This is a genomic window from Planococcus sp. TJ-302, assembly GCF_058268455.1.
On record NZ_JBZDOI010000001.1, the window covers coordinates 1,931,252 to 1,949,945 of the forward strand.

An 18,694-nucleotide genomic window follows, 5' to 3' on the forward strand; every position below is an offset into this window, starting at 1 on the left:
GTGAATTGGGATGTCCCCAATAAATTATAAAGCAATGCTTGCCAATCGGATGGAGCAAGATTTTTCCAAATGGACGGCACAGCAACACGTTCAAGAACGGGAAATTTACCGGTTTTTACATACGATGAAAGGCACGGCCGGTACAATCGGCCTCATGGAGCTGTCCCAGTTTTGCGGCGCGCAAATGGCGTTTTTTGCAGAAGACAGCACTACCTTGCTGCCGGTCGTTTCGTTGAACTCTTTCATGGCCTCGCTGACCGCGTTTTTCACCGAGGAAGAGCCCGACTTGCCAGCAGCAGCGAACTTCGATCAAGACCCTACGGTAAAAGAGTCGTTTGTCTTAATCATTGACGCGGACGCAGAATTCGCCTCTTCCATAAAAGAATCCCTAGAAGAAAAAGGCATTCCGGTCGTTATTGCACTTACCGGCAAAAAAGGCATGGAGTTTGTTTATACTCTACAGCCGCAGATGGTCATTGTGGATCTGCAATTGCCTGATGTTGATGGATTTGACCTGGCTTCCCGCATTTCCGAAGCGGCCAAAAGCCGCTACCTGCCGATTGCTGTAATCAGTGCCGATGATCGCATCGAAAACCGGATCCGCACTATGGAAATCGGGGCAACCGATTTTCTTGCCAAGCCAATGAACATGCCTTTTTTTACAGCTTATGTCATCAATCGTCTGCAAAACCAAGAAGCGATTTCAAAAGGGACGCTTTTCGATGAACTGACAGGCGCAGGCAACCGGAAGTATTTCAATAATGTCTTGGCGCACATGACGACTTTAGCGGAGCGGACCCGAAGCACCTTTACGCTCGTCTTGATGGATCTGGACCATTTCAAGAAAGTCAACGATACCTATGGCCACCCGGTTGGGGATAAAGTGCTGCAGACATTCAGCCAGCTCGTATTGAACATGAAACGGGAATCGGATTATTTCTTCCGGTACGGAGGAGAAGAATTCGCGTTGATCCTTCCGGACACAAAAGCACAGGCTGCCGTCATTTTAGTCGAGCGCATTCGTGCTGCTTTTGCTGAAAGCGATTTTTCAATTGTCGCCTTCGAGCCGTTCCAAGTGACCTTTTCCGCTGGCATCAGTGAATACCGCCTTAAACACGATACCTTGGTGAGCATGGCAGACCAATCTCTGTACAAAGCGAAAAAGAATGGGCGAAACCAAACAATCGTCTACGAACTGGCGAACGATGACCTGCGCCGCCACCTTAACATCATCATCATCGACGACGATTCACTTGTGCGTAAATTGGTTTCGAGGCAATTTTCCAGCTGGAAGCCGGACGATTTCGACATTTATATAGAGGAATATGCGGACGGCGCCAGTTTCGTTGAATCCGAGTGGTATAAACCGGACGACAATTACATGATTTTACTCGACGGCGTCATGCCAAAAATGGATGGCCTGGAAGTATTGAACCAAGTGCGCAGCAAGTACCCGCATGAAAATATCGTCATTTCCATGCTGACTTCGCGCAACAGCGAATCCGACATTGTACTGGCTTTAAAAAGCGGTGCAGACGATTACATCCTCAAACCATTTTATGCACAGGAAATCGTGGCACGCGTTCAGCGGCTTACTATGAGGATGTTCAATTGACTATTTATTCTTTTTGGATACTGAATGTCTTCCTATTCCTGAGCCAGCTCGTCCTTTTGCTCGTATTAGCTTTGCGCAAACAAAAGCTATCGGCAAAAGAACGAACGATCAACCAGCAATACGATGCCTTAACCGATGCCTTCAGCTCTTATATGATGGATCCTGCCGATGACCGGTTCCTCCAGAAAATCAGCACCACCTCTCACCAGACAGTCGTTCTTCAGCGTTTGCTGAATGGTTACGTTTCGGTGACAAAAGGGAGCACCACTTCCCCGCTTGTCGCCAAACTGTCTGAAGATTTCTTGAAAGAGCGCTACGCCAAACAGCTGACGCAGAGAAGCTGGGCGATCCGGATGAATACACTGTACTATATAGAAGATTTCCATATGCAGTCGATGACGCCCATGCTGAAAGAAAAACTTTACAAAACCACTCGATTGGACCAGGAAACGCAGCAACTCCTTCGAACCTTGGCTTCTTTGAATGAGCCCGAAACCCTTGCTGTCTTGGCGCAATATCCCGAAGCGCCCGTCCGCCTTTATCTGGATATCTTCAAGCGCCTGGAAAAGCACACGAGATCAAAAGAGCTCAGTGCTGCGTTGCGAAATGAAACAAACAACAAGACATTGAAGCACGCAGCCATTTCTTATATTGGCATGACCGGATTAATAGCGTTTCTTCCGCGCATTGAAAGCGAGCTGCAAAACAATGACGCCGAGATGCGCATTCAGGCATTAAAAGCCATTTTCCATTTGCAATATCTAAGTGATCCCAGCTTATTGCTGCCATTTTTCCAGTCATCTTCCTGGCAAGAGCGGATGTTTGCTTCCCGAATTGCCGGCAGGCTGCAATTGTCCCGCTTTAAAGAAACGCTTAGCGAGCTGCTTGGCGATTCTGTTTGGTGGGTCAGATATTCCTCTGCCGAAGCGCTGGTGCAGTTTGCGGATGGAGATATCCTCCTTGCCCATCTATCCGCCACCCATTCGGACCGCTTTGCCCGGGACATGGCAACCCAGTGGAAATCGTCCCTCTTAGGAAGTGAAAAATAATGCATACCCTTTTTCAAATAGCAGCTTACGTCATTATTGCTTATATGCTTTTTTCAAGCTTGAGCTATCTGCTCCTTTTTTTGCTGGCATTCCGAAAAGTAAAAAGAGAAGACAAACTCGATCGAAGAGAATCCACAGAAGATTTCCTGGGGAACCAGAATACATACCCCGTCTCGATCTTGGTTCCTGCCTATAATGAAGAAGTTGGTGTGGTCAGCACCGTACGCTCGTTGTTAGCACTGGAATATCCTGAAAAAGAAGTCATCGTCATCGATGACGGTTCGAAAGACAAAACATCCGAGCGCATGATTGAAGCGTTTAATATGAAACAGATCCCTTTCGCTGTCCGCACCCACATCGAAACAGCCGAAATCGTGTCCATTTACCAATCGACCATATTCCCGTATATCCGCTTGATTAAAAAAGCCAATGGCGGAAAAGCGGATGCCCTAAACGCAGGCGTCAATTTGTCTTCCTACCCTTATTTTTGCGCCATTGACGGCGATTCGATCCTGGAAAATGACGGCTTACTGAAAACGATGAAACCCATCATCGAGTCGGATGGCCAAATCATCGTCACCGGCGGCTCTGTACGGATTGCCAATGGCTCCACCATTTCGCGCAGCAAAGTGGAAGTTATCGACCTGCCAAAGCATCCAATTGTCCTGATGCAGATCATCGAGTATTTTCGCGCCTTTTTAATCGGTCGGCTCGCTTTAAGCCATTTAAACATTTTGCTCATTGTATCCGGCGCTTTCGGCGTTTTCAACAAAGAACGCGTAATCCAAGCCGGCGGCTACAATAAAAACACCGTTGGCGAAGACATGGAATTGGTGGTCAGGCTGCACCGCCTGCTGCGGGAAGAAAAGTCCAAGCAGCGCATTGAATATATTCCAGATCCCGTTTGCTGGACCGAAGCACCCGAATCGCTCGAAGTTCTTCGGTCGCAGCGGATACGCTGGCAGCGCGGATTATTCGAAACGCTTTGGGCCCATAAAAAAATGATGTTGAATCCGAAATACGGCGCCATCGGATTGGTTTCCATGCCCTACTTCCTGTTTGTGGAACTCCTCGGCGCCGTGTTCGAGTTTACCGGTTACTTCATCATCTTCGGCGGCTTTTTCTTCTCGCTCGTCGACCCGAATACGGCAGGCGTGCTCTTTTTAGTGACCATATTCTACGGCTCGCTCATTTCAGCACTGGCCGTTCTGCTGGAAGAATTGACGCTTCATAAATACCCGAAAGCGTCCCATCTCGCGCGCCTCTATTTCTGGGCGCTGACCGAGGCTTTTTGGTACCGCCCGCTGATGGTTCTATGGCGCGTCCAAGGGATTTTCGCCGTGTTTCAGAAAAAAGCACATTGGGGCGACATGAAACGCAAAGGCATTTCATCTTAGTTTAAGGAGGCACACCTATGAAAAAAATATTAGTGGCAGATGACGAAGACATTTTGCGCATCCTGATCACCGATACGCTCGAAGACGATTTTAAGATCGAAGAAGCGGAAGACGGCAAAGAAGCGCTGCAAAAAATCAGGGAAAACGATTACGACCTAATTGTCCTTGATTATATGATGCCTTACTTGACCGGCATCGAAGTGCTCGAAGAAGTCAGGAAAGACCAAAACAACACCCGTGTGCTGATGCTGACAGCCAAAGCGCAAGACGCAGACCGTGAACAAGCTATACTCAAAGGGGCGGACTATTTCATGTCCAAGCCGTTCAGCCCGATGGAATTGCTGACACTTGTAGAGAAAATACTCGCTTCCTAAAAAAAAACGAACAAGCCCCCACCGGGAGGCTGTTCGTTTTTTTCGTTGTATTTGCGTTGAAATTTGTTGGTATTCAGTCCTTTTCGCCTGGCACCGTTTCTTTTTCCGGGTAAAAAATAACGCCGTTTTGGTGCTGGCCATTCAGCAGCCTTTTCATCACTTGCGATAAATCGATCGGTGCGTACGGCTTCGTCAAATAATGGCTGATTTTCGTTATTTTCTGAACGTCCGCAATCGGGTCCAGGGCCGATGAAATGACAATCGGAATATCGTTTGTTGTTGCGTCTTTTTTCATCATGTCGACCAGGTCCCAGCCGCTCAATTCTTCGCCTAGCATAATGTCGATCACGGCCCCGACGAGCGGTGTCCGTTTCGCTTCTTTAAACGCTTCTTCAGGGCTCGTGTGGTAAATCACTTTGAAGCCGTTCAACTTCAATTCCTCCGACAGCAGCAAGGCAAGGCTCATATCATCTTCCACAATCATCACCGGTGGGTTTTCTTCCGCCCCTTCATGAGTGGCGTATTCGACCGTTTCAGACAGCAGCGGCAGCTCAAAATGGATTGCCGTGCCAAGCCCTTCTTGCGACTCGATCCAGATTTTTCCGTCGTGTTTCAGGATGATTTCCTGGCAAATCGCCAGGCCGAGGCCGGTGCCGCCTATTTTGCGCCGCGAACTATTGTCGATGCGCTGGAATTTCGAGAACAGCTTCGGAATGTCTTCAGCCGGAATGCCGATTCCTTGATCTTGAATCGTTACCTGCAGGTTTTTCAAGTCGTTTTTCATCGAAATCGTCACATTCCCGCCCTGCGGTGAAAACTTGATGGCATTGCCGATCAAATTCATCAATACTTGCGCCAGGCGCTCGCGGTCGCCTTCGACATTGACATCGGAAGCATCATCGATAAAGACGATCGGGTGCAAGTTTTGTGTACGGAATTTCTCAGCCGTCTCGATGATCATTTCGCTCATCGACAATTTGCCCATTCGGTAGACCTGATTGCCGGATTCCATTCGCTGCAAGTCCAAAAAGTCGTTGATCAAATTGGTCAGGCGTTTCGCTTCTTTGTAAATCGTTTTTAAATAGCGTTCCTGTTTTTCCGGTTTCAGCTGCTTGTTCAGCAGCAATTCCGTAAATCCGAGCACACTCGACAGCGGCGTACGGAGTTCGTGGCTGACGGTGCTGACTAGTTCAGATTTCATCTTGTCCACTTCGTGCTCGCGCGTCACGTCACGGTGCACAAAAATGGTCCCTGTTTTCTCTTTGTCTACGATAACCGATGTGCTGTAGACATCGATCACGCGCTCATACGGTTTTTTAACGGTGTATTGGAAGGTATTCGACGTCGAATCTTTTTCATCGATGCATTTGCGCAAGAATTCATGCATCTGTTCAGGCGTCGTCGTTTGTTTGGACATGGCCTGGATCCATACCTCCTGGTCGACACTTGTATCGAGCGGCATGTCGCCGCAATTCAGCATCGTGCACATCGTGTCGTTGTGCTGCACCATATTGCCATTTTTTGAAATGAATTGAATGCCTTCATTGATGTTGTTGATAATGCGTTCGTTTAACATCCGTTCATGGATCGCCGCATCGTATAATTGAATGCGGTCGATGGCGAGATGCGTCTGGTTTAAGAGGCCGCTGATGTCCTGCTCTTCTTCTTTCGAGAAAGGCCGGCCCACTCTCGATAAGCCGATCAGTGCGATGTCGTCTTTTTCTTCGTTTTTCACCGAGGCGTATAAATCGTATACATAGACTTTATCCATCGCAAAACCTTTTTCATGCTGCGCTTCCCGCTTCATCGTGAACGATTCGCGGTCCTTTAACCGGTCCGTGAGATACGGCATGCGCTCTTCCTGGAATTGCTGGAACATCACGGCGGTAACTCCCGTCAATGCGAATTCGCCCGACTTCGGAAGCCACAGCACACCGGTGTCGATGTCGTACACGTCATTGAAATATTGAATCGTCGCATTCGCCAGTTTTTGTTTGTCTAAAGTAAAAGACAGCACGTGATTTAAATCGTTGAAGCGAATCAAACGATCTTTGGTTTTCTCTGTTTCTTCAAGCGATTCCTCAAGCTTGCTTTGCTTTTCCTGCAATTCCCCTCGATTCAGCAGCAAGGCCTGGTTTTGTGCAGTCAGCTCTTCCTGGTTGCCTTGGATGGTCTTGATCATGTTGTGGAACGTCATCGATAACACGCCCAGTTCATCCGAGCGGTCAAGCGGCTTGTAGGATACTTCCTCACCGCTGACAAAGCCCTCGATCGATTTCCGCATTCCTTCCACCGGCTTGACGATATCATTCAACGCCCGCAAAATGATCATCGCGATAATGACGAACAACAGGAGAAACAACAGCGTCAGCAAAAAGGCGAAATTCTCGGCTTGCTTTAAAATATCCTGGTTCAATTGCTGCAGCGCATTTTCAGAATCCCTCTCGTTGTCAGCCGCAAACGCCACAAAGGCATTCACCGTCGAGTTGGTGCCATTACGCGACAATTCCCGTAGCAGCGCATAATCATTCGCCCGCACAGCCGCAATGGAATTGGGGAACACTTCGTTTTCATATTCGACCAAAAACTCGCTCAAATCTGCGATCGGTCCCCGTTCTTCCGCGGTCAAGTTCAGCGCGTTCATCTGTTTAATGGTATTTTTCAAGCTTTCCAGTTCAACATAGGCAAGTTCCAGTTCCCGCTCGTTTTGAAACGCATAAAAGCCCCGGACCCGAAAAAACAGCTGATTCAACGACTGAGAAAGCTTTTTCAGCTTTTCCCGCTTGTCGATCAATTCGTTGTATTCAGCTTCTTGTGCCTGCTGCTGCGCGTTGATGTAAAAGTAAATGCCGGTGATCAGAACCGAACAAATTAACAACGACGAAATGGTTAACCGTAAATATTTATGCCTGATCCCTTTTTCTGCTGATTTCCGCATGCACGTGCCTCCTGGATTCTGTTTCTATGGTTCATATAAAAATACTATTAATACCGCTCAAGACGCTTTGGGTAGAGCAAAGACGATTGTTTCTGCATCGCTTCGCCAGCTAGCTTCGAAACATGAAAGTGCGTTGCTTCTGCGCAAGCTCGTCGCAAAGGAGGTGCCAAAAGTTTTGGCACCTCCTTGGTGCATATAATGAGCCGGAAAGTACATCCTTCTCATTACTCCGCCTAGCCCTTTGCCACACTTTCGCTGGATAATTCTCTTAAAAAAATTTTTATATTTTTTTATTTTACACAGCCTCAATAAAAAGATTCCATAGTTCAATATCTAAGTATTAGGTTTCAAAAAAAGAATGCTTTAACCTCTTTCTTCCATCTTATACAAATCATCTTTTGCAAATATTGCTTGAGGATTTGTACTAAGTATAATCTATTACAACTTCCATATATATGCTTTTTTATTTTTTATAATGAATGATAATTTCAAAAATCGCGATGAAATTTCCAGTAAAAAATGCCGATTCGTTTGGAACAGATTCATATTAAAAGAGGGAGTGTGGATTCATTTTATTTCTCAAATTACCGATTAATCGAAAAAGATTTTGAAATTTCATTTGTTTTTTCATCTGTGCATAATTCGAGGCTGATTTCCCACAATCTCTTTTGCAACTCTGGATCCAATATTTCCATATTTTCTTTAATTTCTATAAAGCTATTGTTTTCCGTGTAATAAATTCCCCTGATTTTTAAGGCTTTCTTGTTGGATTTCAGTCAAGAAAAGAGCCATAATTTTACCGCATTCTTCTATTGTGATGAATTTTCCATAGAGCTTCATTAGAGTTTCCATAACTTTCATATATCTGGGAATAATATTGACTTAGGAAGCGCTTTACGTAATTTTGAACGATTACTTTAATTTAGAAGGCTCTCTTTTACTTCTTCTTTCTCTTAATACCGCAAAAGGCCCTTTACATTTTAAATCATTTTTTAAAAAGGCATTAGAGAGAAAAAAGAACAGGAAATTTTCACTGTTTAAACCGCAGTCACATTCGACCACTCAAATCAATTAACATAAAAAGGCTGCACCTCCACTGTTAGATTGGTTTCTAACGGTAGAGATGCAGCTAGGACCAAATGTATTAACAGAACCAAGCTTCTGAACATCGAGCAGGTAGGCTTTCTGACTAATAAATATAGCCATTTTTACAATTATGAACGTATTCATCTTTTTTTAAAAGCTGACACAGCCTGAAATCGGCGTTCCGCTTCTTAATTCCACAATGGTCTCTTTTCTTTCTGTCTATTTTTCCGAATTCACTTTATCCCCGCAAGCCAAGCTTTTTTGCAAGCACTGTTGTTAGGTGCTTGCAAAGGGAACTGGCTAACTGATTATCATCATCAGATGTCGCTTCATGTGTCGGTGATTATTCCTCTACAATATAGCATTCACGGACTTGCTTGCCTTTAGTGTCCACATAAACTTCATATGGTCCCACCTGATAGGTGTCTGTTGCGTTGTTGCTGATTCGTATCTCTTCAGTGAAAGCCTCTTCCGTCGAACCGTCGGAATATGATTCTGTAACGCTAACTGTCAGCTTATTCTGGTTCCCCTTGAGTTTCTCTACCGCAGCTGTCGGCGTTGCATTGTCGACAGTGACTACCGGAAGAATCTTCGCGCCAAGGATCTCGGAACCATCATAGATAACAACTGCATAATTTGCGCCGGCGTCAACATCGCTGCCGTTAACATCGATCACCGCTCGGCCGTCTGCGAATGTCGCGGAAGCCACTGAAACGCCATCCTTTTTCAACACGGCTTCAGAACCGTCTGGGACATCCGCCGTGAGAGGGATATTGGCGTCACGTCCACTAACGATACGCTCCACAGGGGAGAGGCTTATTTCTAAGCCCAGACTCGTTAAGTCTTCGTATAAAGAGTTGGACACGTACTCATACAGCTTAACACGAAGGCCTGCATCGTCCTCCGGTGAGTCAACTTTTTGAGTCACGAAACCGTATTCGTTTCCGTACAGTGCATAAGTTTGATCGCTAGAACCCGTATGTGAAAACAGCGTCGTCTCGCCTGTTTCAGGATCTATGCCGGTGTTAAACCATACCGCTCGATCTAATGCACTATTTGTAATAGTTGAGTCTGTGCGTAAAGCAGCCGTATTGTCGCTGCCCAAATCCCGGTACATAATAGAAGGAGCGACAAGGCCGCCATGAACCAAGCTTAACATGGTGTATCCAGTATATCCGTTCGCGCTTGTGTATGGTCCCGGATCGGGGCTGGATTGCTCATTAAAGATGAACCTCATATTGTCCTGGATCAGCTCCGGCTCTATAATAATGCCGTCATCTATGACGACCGGACTGCCTGCAAGCCCGCGTTTGCCAGTAGGCTCAACAGAACTTACGCTTTTATTGGTTAGAGCCAGACTTGAGTCGACAGGGACAACAATATACGTATTACCAGATTCTATATTTTTGGCCAATCTATAATAATTTTCCGGCGTATTAAAATCTGTAATACGTGTCGGAATAATCGGGGCCCAATTCTGATCCCATAGAGATTTCTTCAGCGTCAATGTTTTCAAATAATCATCGTCTATGCTGCTTTCTGTACGAATGGTGAGCGTGCCGCTTGTATGTTTTGGCAAGGGCTGGAATTCCTTGCTGTTGAGTATTGCCAGTTTACCGTCGTCTGTATTATTGAATTCCTGAAACAGTTTCGGTTCGGTTTCACCGTCGCTGAAGCGGATATTAACCGATGAGCGGTAGCCCGTATCCGGATAGTTTTGATCCTGCTCCCATTCGGCCGTCATATGTCCAAAGTTTATCGTATACGTCGTCGATATATCCGGAGATTCCTTCCAGGCTATTTCCACCGTCGCCACGGCCGGCTTGCCAGCGCTCACTGCACCGCTTTCCGGATTGAGCGTAACGTTGACGTCAACATCATCAGCAGGGTATTCGTATGCGACGTCCGCGGCAGAGAAGTCAATGTTTGATACGTCTTTTGGCACGTTAACATCAAATTCGGTTTTGCCTGCGACATTGAAATCATCGCCTTCGAAGTCAAACGATGTGAGCTCCGGCGGTGACTCTTCGAGCCCTAGATAGGCTTCCGGGTTTATGATTGCCCAATATGCTTCTTTTGGTGCACGATTGGAGTCGAATGGCAATGGGTGACCCGCTCTGCGCCAGCTGTTATTATCGGCCACGCCCCAGAATGTGACGCGTTCTATAGAATCAGAATACTTCTTGTAAAGCATGAACAGCTTGGCGTACACTACCGCCTGCTCCTTCAATTGCGCCTCGGTAGGGAGAACGTTGGCTGAAGTGCCGTTGAGTTGTACGTCGAGTTCGGTAATGCTGATCTCAGCACCGGTTTCACTATAAATCTTTAAAACTTCGTCTAAATTTTCTACTTTGAGCCGTGTGTTGTAATGCGCTTGTATCCCGATGCCCTCGATCAGTTTCCTGCCGTTTGCCTCAGGGTGTTCATTTGCATATTTTTCGTTAAGCTCTTTGACCATTGAGGCAATCGCGATTGCTTTGTTGGTGAGCTCTTCGTCGTTAAAGTCATTGTAATACAGTGTGGCATCCGGAGCAGCCTCACGCGCAAACAAGAAGGCATCATAGATATAATCCCAGCCGTTTCCACCGTTAGCGTAAGCTTCAAACCATCTGGCCGGCCGTTCCACTGGATTAACGCCGGAGCGAAGCGCGTTCCGCCAGTCGGTCGGGTTTTCTGGATTATCCCTGAATGCTTCGTTAACTACGTCCCAGGCGTCGAGCTTATTATCACCATCGCTAAAGTGCCCAGCGACTGTTGAGACATACCTTTCCAAGCTGGTTCTTGCCTCTTCATAATTCAGGCCGCTAGGCGGCCAGCCAGTCGACTGATTATGCCACGCCAATGTATGCCCTAAGGTATAAAAACCGTCGGCATTGACTTGAGTTAACATGCTGTCAGCTGATGTGAAATTCGGTTCATCAGTCGAATTAAGCCATAAGGAGTTTGGCTTCGTAGCGTTTTCAGGTGTTAACGCGTTATAGTGGAACTTCATAAAATCATACTTCGCTGTATTGGTTAAGTCGCCTGGGCTGACAACATTGCCGACCAGGAAATGGTCCTTATAGACTTCTTTCAGCGGCACAATTTCTGCCGCTGAAGCTTTGTTGCCCGACATTGCGGTACCGGTAAACGAGACCAGGATTAAAATCAGCGCTAAACAATACGTCAATAAATTTCCAGCTTTTTTCTTCAATAAACTTCATTCCTTCCATCACTTTGATTTTTATTTTTTGTGTAATTCGTTTATTTTTATGGCACATTATTAATTGATACAATAACTAATTCCGATCATCGCTTTTCGGACTCTACGTATACTCTGGTTGATTGTATAGTTAAACACACCATGATACCGCTTACATTATTGTACTTATGTACCCCCTTTTCCAAAAAAAAATTTCCAGTATCATCCCCTTCCATATACACCCCCTTTCAAGTTTAAGTAGCACTTCCATTTCTAACCGAATTATCACTTAAAACCTTTATTTCACCGGCCTTTACTGGGCTTTATATATATCTACTGGTTTTCAATATTTATCTGAAGCCTGAAACTTAGCAATTGTTTCAAGCTGCCTATTATCGGTGTTTCATCGTGTAAAAAATGGTTTATTCCTTAATATTTCGTTCCAGAAAGCGGAAAAATTTATAAAAGTTCTGGTATGGAAGTGTGGGTCGCACACTATAGCATTCGATTTCCCTTTTCTACAAGGTGCTGCAATTCCTTTACGACATTCTCCGGAACCTGTCCGGTGACGCCAGCCACTAAATTTTCTGCCGCTTTCATCGCCATCGCTTCACGTGTGTTTTCAGTAGCCGATCCGATATGCGGAAGTGCTACGACCTGCTCCATTTTCAGTAAATGATTGTCTTTTTCAACCGGTTCTTTTTCAAAAACATCCAGTCCTGCTCCGCGTATTGTCCCGTCTTGCAGCGCTTTGATCAAAGCTTGCTCATCAACCACCGGTCCTCTTGCACAATTGATCAAAATCGCCTCCGGTTTCATCTGCTTGAGCTGTTTTTCTCCAATCATGTGGCGGGTTGATGGCGTCAACGGCAAAATCAAGACGACAAAATCGGATTTTTCCAGCAAACCGTCCAGATTGCTATAGACAATTCCATACTTTTCTTCCAGTTCGGGTTTTGGCGTATTGCTATTGTATAGAACGTTCATCTCAAAACCGAAAACGGCTCTTCTGGCAATTTTCTCGCCGATGCGGCCCATTCCGACGATGCCCATCGTTGCGTGGTGGACATCCACACCGAATATTTGATGAGTTTCAGTCGTTTTGCTCCATTTTCCTTGTTTCGTAAAATTATTCAGCTCCGGAACTCTTCTTGCAGTCGCCAATACCAGGCTAAAAACAAGATCTGCCACAGTTTCATCAAGCACATAAGGCGTATGTGTCCCCAGAACCCCATGCTTTCTCATCGCTTCCAAGTCGAAAGAATCGTATCCTACCGCCGTATTACAGATAATATTTAAATGCGGCACCTGGGCGAGGAACTCTTCCGTTACTGCAGCATTTTGAATGAGAATCCCTTCCGCATTTTTCGCTTCTTCCAAGAGCACCTCATGGGGAATCGGCTCTTTCTTGTTCCAAATTTTATACTCGCAATGCTCCGCTATATAATCTTCCACTTTTTTCGATACCGGACGCGCGATAAAAACTTTCGGTTTCATGCAATTCCTCCTCTTATTTTTTGAAAGGAGATTTCCAAAGCTGAAAATCTCTTTTTTATTTTTTTGCTGTCTTAAATGAAAATCGTTTTGATAGCGGGATAAAGTTCTTTAGCCGCTTCCCTTGCTCCCATGAACTTGAACCTTTCATGCCGTCGAAAGGCACTTGAAGTTCCACCCCTGCACTTTCAGCGTTGATGCCTTGAATTTTGATTTCGATGCAGCAGTGTTCGTTCAATATAAAGCCGTTCGGCGGTACAGTGCATATACCTTTAAACAGTGAATTGCCGTCAAAAATATTGTGATCAAGCGCCTGTGTTATTAATAACCATGGATAAGAAGATCAAATAAATTGAAACCGCTTCCATAATATTTCGCATTTAAGAAGCTGTTGTATCATTTTTTTGTTACTGATATGTAATCCTCTTTGAATTCATTGATAAACTTTTTAAAATTCCTTTCCCTTTTTTAATTAGTTTCCATTTTTTAGACCTAGCACTTTTTCAAACTAACTGCAAAAGTTTTATATTATAGCACTCGGTTTTTATTATTATTGTCACCTCAATACTAATAGTTACTTTTTTTGTTGTCAAACATTTTTTGAATATTTAAAATTTTTAACTCTTGATAAAATGATGACTAAACTGCTGAAAATACATTAAAATTCACTGCGCTTGTGCAATATATAAGGTTTTAACAAAACAAAAACCAGCAAGCATTTATCGTGAGCCAATAAAACGAGACAAGGAAAAACACCTCCAGGATGGAGGTGTTTTCTGGCTGAATTCAAAAAAGGATTAACGAAACAATTGTATCCAGAGAAAATTATTAAGGATGGGTTTCCCCGCCTCTACATCGGTGAGGAAAACAGAGGGGATGACATCTATCAAGCCCTCAATGATATAGAGATCAAAATAAAATATGGCCAGTGATAGAATCAGGGCTCCGAAACTATACAATGCCGGCGTGATCCAAATTTTTTCTTTGAAGATATAAGAAACGGGCTTTATTTGTACATTTGCTTTCGGGTTTTCGTTTGCTCCTATTTTTCCTCCCCCGGACAAAACCAGGGTTGATAAAAGGGCTTGGCTAAAGCAGCCAAATAGTGGCCCATTGCCTATGGCCTTTTTTCTTGAGCTTACGATAAAAAACGGTTGGTCTCCTCTTCTGCAGAAAAAAAAACCGCAGCATAATCTGCTGCAGTTCAAAAACTAAATTAACTTTTTTTATTCCAGTTCTTGCACGGCATAAGAAACCATCTCATATCGCGGTCCTACACGAACCACCGTGAACGTTAAGCGAAGATCATTCCGATTTGCCAAATGCTCGATTGGAGCGTTTCCTTGATACAGATTGATCGCATAGTAATCATTGCCAACTTTCACTTCGATCACGCGGCCATCTGCTAATCCGAAAGGTTCCTCTGTGGTAATTTCCAGCACTTCACCTGTGACTTTAAGCTGTTGAAGCACCTGCAATGTACCACTTGGCAAAGCGATTGTGTTGCCGAACTTGCTTCGTAACGTGTATTTTGTATCGCCTGACTTCACGAAGTACGAGGCAGAAGTTCGATGTATGACCCCAGTGTCCGGATAAAGCGTCAAGATTTGCCCGATTTTAATGATGTCTGATGTTAAGCGATTAAGTCTCTTGATGCTGTCGATTGAAACGCCGGTCCGTTTCGAGATGGAGTACAAGGTATCCCCTTTTACTACACGATAATTTCTGTTATCCAGATTTTCCTGGTTTCCAGACCACGGCTGGTTTTTGTGCGGAATGGCGATTTTTTGCCCGACTATTATTTTGGTGCTTGTGGTGAAGTTTGCTGCCATCAGCTGTTCAACTACCAGACCGTACTTTTTCGCAATGCTGTAGAATGTGTCCCCTTTTTTGACAATGTAATAACTGGCCACTTCAGTAGCTGCACTTGGTGTACTTACTGGGACAGCAAGTGCAGTTGACGACACTAACGCAAACGACAAGAGAATTTTAACCATTCGTTTCTTTCCTTCTGACGATTGCGGCTCTTCCTTTTTGGCTTGAGGGACGGGTTTCAAATTAAATTTTATCATCTTACCCCCCTACTTTCCGTTTTTTTTTCACTACTCTTAGTCCTTAAGTTCCCCATATCGAAGATTAATAATCATTTTTTGTTATTTTTCTGATAATTTTACAAATTATTTTTCTTGATTGGGAGCGGAACAATTTCCAAATAATTTATAAGCTTGTATAAACCAACAATCTACCGTTAGAAACATTAATTTTATCGATCAGCAGATGAATAACGTATAAAATGTCGTGTATAGCCAGAATCATTCCAAATTGTTTCTTTTCCAGGGAAGCTAGATTATCCACTCATTTATAATTTTTTTTGGAATCGCACCTTGATCTTGTTATTACCGTGAACTACGGACTGACAATATGAAAAGAGGATGACTCACTGTTGCTGCTACTTAGCAGATCTGTAAGTCATCCTCTTCTTTTTTCAAGAAGTAACCGCTTTTTTTACTCCACGGTGCGCTTCTTGTAAAAAGAATGCAGCAATGCGCTCGATTCCGCGCTTGCTTCAACTCCGCTTTTTTCAGCACCCGGATTGAAGCTGTGTTTTCCGGTGAGCAAGTAGCGGTTATCTTCCTGATACCGAATGCTCTAGCCCCCAGTTTTTCCTGCTTACTATTCTACTGTTGCTAAACTCTTCCTCATTCCGTTCCGCGGCCATCTATGGACATAATAGGAAAGGCGCTGCTCCAATGGAGAATAACCACAAACTGCTGAATCCATTTTTCATCAATAAAAAAAATCCATTCAAGTCAATGGATTTCCTGCTGATATTCCTGTTCCTTTAAAAACTGTTGAACCGTTGCATAGGTCTGTAAATTCTTCGTATCGATTCCTACACTCACTGCAGCCTGCGCAATAGAAGGTCTTACCCCTGTAATAACCGGTTGAATTCCAAGGAATTGCAGAACTTCTCTGATCTGAAAAATTTTTCGGGCTGTATACGCGTCGAAATCTTCCACTCCTGAAAAATCAATAATGAGCATTTGGATATCCATATCAACTACTCTGGGAATGACACGAGTTGAAATGTAAGAAGCCCGTAATTCACTGAATCTGCCGATAAGCGGCAAAACAGCCACTCCATTTTTAATGGCCACAATCGGGGCTGCCAATTCCAAGATTTCCCGTTCAATCCTCTCGATTACTTTCACGTTTTCCAGATTGAATTTCTTTGTTGTGTTTCGAATGGCATCATCAAAAATGTAGATAATCAGATGGTAAAGCCGAGACAAATCCTGTGCATCGCTCGTCCCTATTAAACCTCTTTGCTGAATCTCGTGAAAAAGCGATAAACGGAATGTGCTAATAATTTCTATCGTGTCCTTTAGTAACGCCCCATCATAATAAAAGAAGTTGTCAATGTCATATTCCAGTTCCAGGTCTTTTGTTTCTCGCTCAGTGCTAAGCAGACCTGTTGCCACATTATCCAGCAAAACTTCCAGTAAGCTTTTGTGCTTGGCAACCTGTTCATCCGTCAGGTCCAAATTTAAGTGGCCGATCGTCTGGGTTAAAAGATCTTCTGTCAGGGATTTGTTTTCTTCTCTCATGAAGGCGGCTACTTTTTGAAGTATAACGTCCATTCCTCTCTCCTACTTATAGACAATATAAATTGTCTGTTTTCCAATTATATTTAAAAATCATACCATATTGCAGGCTTCTACTACCAGTCCAATCCCTAAATCTACTAAGAGACCGGAGGCATTCATTGTCTCTAAATCCCTTTCTTATTCTATTATTTTAATAACTGAGTGGTACGCTTATATACAGACATTCTGATTGAGCATATGTTGCAATGAGTAAATATAGACAATCTACTATTGTGGACACTCATTCCATTAAAATGCTAAAGCCGAGCCAACTGCGCTCGGCTTTTTTCATTTATTTTTATGGCCATCAACCAATTTCGTTCTGGCAACCGCCGTTCGATCCTCAGTCCTCGAGACTGCCCGGTAACCGACTTGCAGATGCAATGCTCATGGAAAAGTGCCTGGCATATCCAGTAGATTTGCATCGTCTCATTCGTCGCCCTATAAAACGAACGCGAACGGGAAAAGCCGCAGCCGAATGTGTTTTGCTGCAACACCGATGCCCAGCTAGATTGTACAGACGCTTAAAGATCACAAAGAAACAGGAAGTTCCTTAACCCCGCGCACAATCATGCCAGGACGCCATGCCAACTCGCTTTCATCGACTGCAAGCTTTATGTCTCCGAAACGGGACAGCAAGCTCGATATGGCGATTTCGCCTTCTAGGCGTGCAAGCGGCGCACCAAGGCAAAAATGGATGCCCATGCCAAATGCCAGATGCGGATTTTTTTCGCGCGAAAGATCGAAGCGCTCCGGCTCTTCGAATTTATTGGGGTCATGGTTCGCCGCGTTCAGCGCCACCACAACGACATCGCCGCGGTGAATTTTCTTTCCGCGGAAGTCCATGTCCTCGCTTGCCCAACGGGACGTGCTGAATTCAACCGGGCCATTGAAACGGAGCGACTCTTCGATTGCCTGCGGAACGAGTTCCGGCTGTTCTCTTAAGGTCTCTTGCTGTTCTGGATGTGAAATGAGGGCAAGCACCGTGTTGCCGATTAAATTTACAGTTGTTTCATGTCCTGCAATAATTAGCAGCGAGACGAGGCCGTATAATTCTTTTTCAGACAGCCGGTCCCCTTCTTCTTCCGTTTCGATCAGTTTGCTGATCAAGCCGTCATCCGGATTGTCTCGCACCTTCTGGAACCATTGCCCGAGGTACTGGATAAACTGGTTCATGTGCTGATACACACTGACGCCAACTTCTCCGCTCGTTCCTTCAATCATCGAGTTGGACCACAAGCGGAATTTATCGCGGTCTTCCGAAGGGACCCCCAAAATTTCGCAGATGACGATGATTGGGAGTGGGAAGGCAAATTCATCGATTAGATCCACCTTCCCCTTCCCTTCCAGGCCATCGAGCAGCTCGTCCGTCAGTTCCTGGATGCGGCCGCGCATGCCGGAAATCATTTTTGGCGTAAACGCTTTTTGTGCGAGTCCGCGCAGGCGTTTGTGGTCCGGCGGGTCGGAGAACAGCATATTCTGGGTGAAGACGGACATCTCTCCCATGCTGCCGCCGTAGAGCTTCGAATAGTCTTTGATGAAACGGGTATCCTTCAAAACGGCTGCCCCATCTTCAAAACCGGTCACCAACCAGCCCCGCTGCCCATCCGGAAAGTGGACATAATGGATCGGATCCATTTCCCTCAGTTTTGAATAGGCCGGATAAGGATTTTGTATGAATGATGATGAAAACAAGTCTTCGTTCATGTTCTTCATCTCCTTTTGTATCCTATACCCGCTCCGAACAAAAACTTCTCGATCTTTCGGCTTTATTTCAACTTGGAGCTTCTTTTAAATTTGCGGCTGCTGTATACAGAACAGGCCATTGCCTCTCTCGTATGGCACAGCTCCTAAACAATTTTGATTAAAATAAAAAATTTACAGCAATAAATATTGATTTCGAACAAGAAGAA

General features: G+C 44.8%; 10 protein-coding genes. 4 read left to right on the forward strand and 6 right to left on the reverse strand.

What is annotated here, in order from left to right; all coding sequences use genetic code 11:
- Window positions 1-10 precede the first annotated feature (10 nt).
- From AC4EHB_RS09425 to AC4EHB_RS09440, 4 genes are read left to right on the forward strand one after another with little or no spacing between them, the layout of a single operon-like run.
- The gene (locus AC4EHB_RS09425) at window positions 11-1,615 is read left to right on the forward strand and encodes a diguanylate cyclase (protein ID WP_490981276.1); all 1,605 of its coding nucleotides are present in this window, start codon (window positions 11-13) and stop codon (window positions 1,613-1,615) included.
- The gene (locus AC4EHB_RS09430; protein ID WP_490981277.1) at window positions 1,612-2,664 is read left to right on the forward strand and encodes a HEAT repeat domain-containing protein; all 1,053 of its coding nucleotides are present in this window, start codon (window positions 1,612-1,614) and stop codon (window positions 2,662-2,664) included. The genes AC4EHB_RS09425 and AC4EHB_RS09430 overlap by 4 nt, the downstream gene beginning before the upstream one ends.
- Complete coding sequence (locus AC4EHB_RS09435; RefSeq protein WP_490981278.1) at window positions 2,664-4,061, forward strand: glycosyltransferase family 2 protein; 1,398 nt, start codon at window positions 2,664-2,666, stop codon at window positions 4,059-4,061. The genes AC4EHB_RS09430 and AC4EHB_RS09435 overlap by 1 nt, the downstream gene beginning before the upstream one ends.
- A 17-nt stretch (window positions 4,062-4,078) precedes the next feature.
- Window positions 4,079-4,435: a response regulator transcription factor gene (locus tag AC4EHB_RS09440; protein ID WP_490975310.1), complete on the forward strand. Its 357-nt coding sequence runs from the start codon at window positions 4,079-4,081 to the stop codon at window positions 4,433-4,435.
- 73 nt (window positions 4,436-4,508) lie between these two features.
- On the opposite strand, the gene AC4EHB_RS09445 is transcribed toward AC4EHB_RS09440, so the two are convergent.
- From AC4EHB_RS09445 to AC4EHB_RS09470, 6 genes are all read right to left on the reverse strand, one after another.
- Window positions 4,509-7,373: an ATP-binding protein gene (locus tag AC4EHB_RS09445; protein WP_490981279.1), complete on the reverse strand. Its 2,865-nt coding sequence runs from the start codon at window positions 7,371-7,373 to the stop codon at window positions 4,509-4,511.
- 1,429 nt (window positions 7,374-8,802) lie between these two features.
- On the reverse strand, window positions 8,803-11,628 hold the full coding sequence (locus tag AC4EHB_RS09450; protein ID WP_490981280.1) for an endo-1,4-beta-xylanase: 2,826 nt from the start codon (window positions 11,626-11,628) through the stop codon (window positions 8,803-8,805).
- 507 nt (window positions 11,629-12,135) lie between these two features.
- Window positions 12,136-13,137, reverse strand: coding sequence for a 2-hydroxyacid dehydrogenase (locus AC4EHB_RS09455; RefSeq protein ID WP_490981281.1), 1,002 nt, complete (start codon window positions 13,135-13,137; stop codon window positions 12,136-12,138).
- 1,223 nt (window positions 13,138-14,360) lie between these two features.
- Window positions 14,361-15,206, reverse strand: a complete 846-nt coding sequence (locus AC4EHB_RS09460; RefSeq protein WP_490981282.1) for a LysM peptidoglycan-binding domain-containing protein — start codon at window positions 15,204-15,206, stop codon at window positions 14,361-14,363.
- A 738-nt stretch (window positions 15,207-15,944) separates the two neighbouring features.
- Window positions 15,945-16,775 carry an STAS domain-containing protein gene (locus AC4EHB_RS09465; protein WP_490981283.1) on the reverse strand — a complete coding sequence of 277 codons (831 nt, stop codon included), beginning with the start codon at window positions 16,773-16,775 and terminating at the stop codon, window positions 15,945-15,947.
- 537 nt (window positions 16,776-17,312) lie between these two features.
- On the reverse strand, window positions 17,313-18,488 hold the full coding sequence (locus AC4EHB_RS09470) for a cytochrome P450 family protein (protein WP_490981284.1): 1,176 nt from the start codon (window positions 18,486-18,488) through the stop codon (window positions 17,313-17,315).
- Window positions 18,489-18,694: the final 206 nt, after the last annotated feature.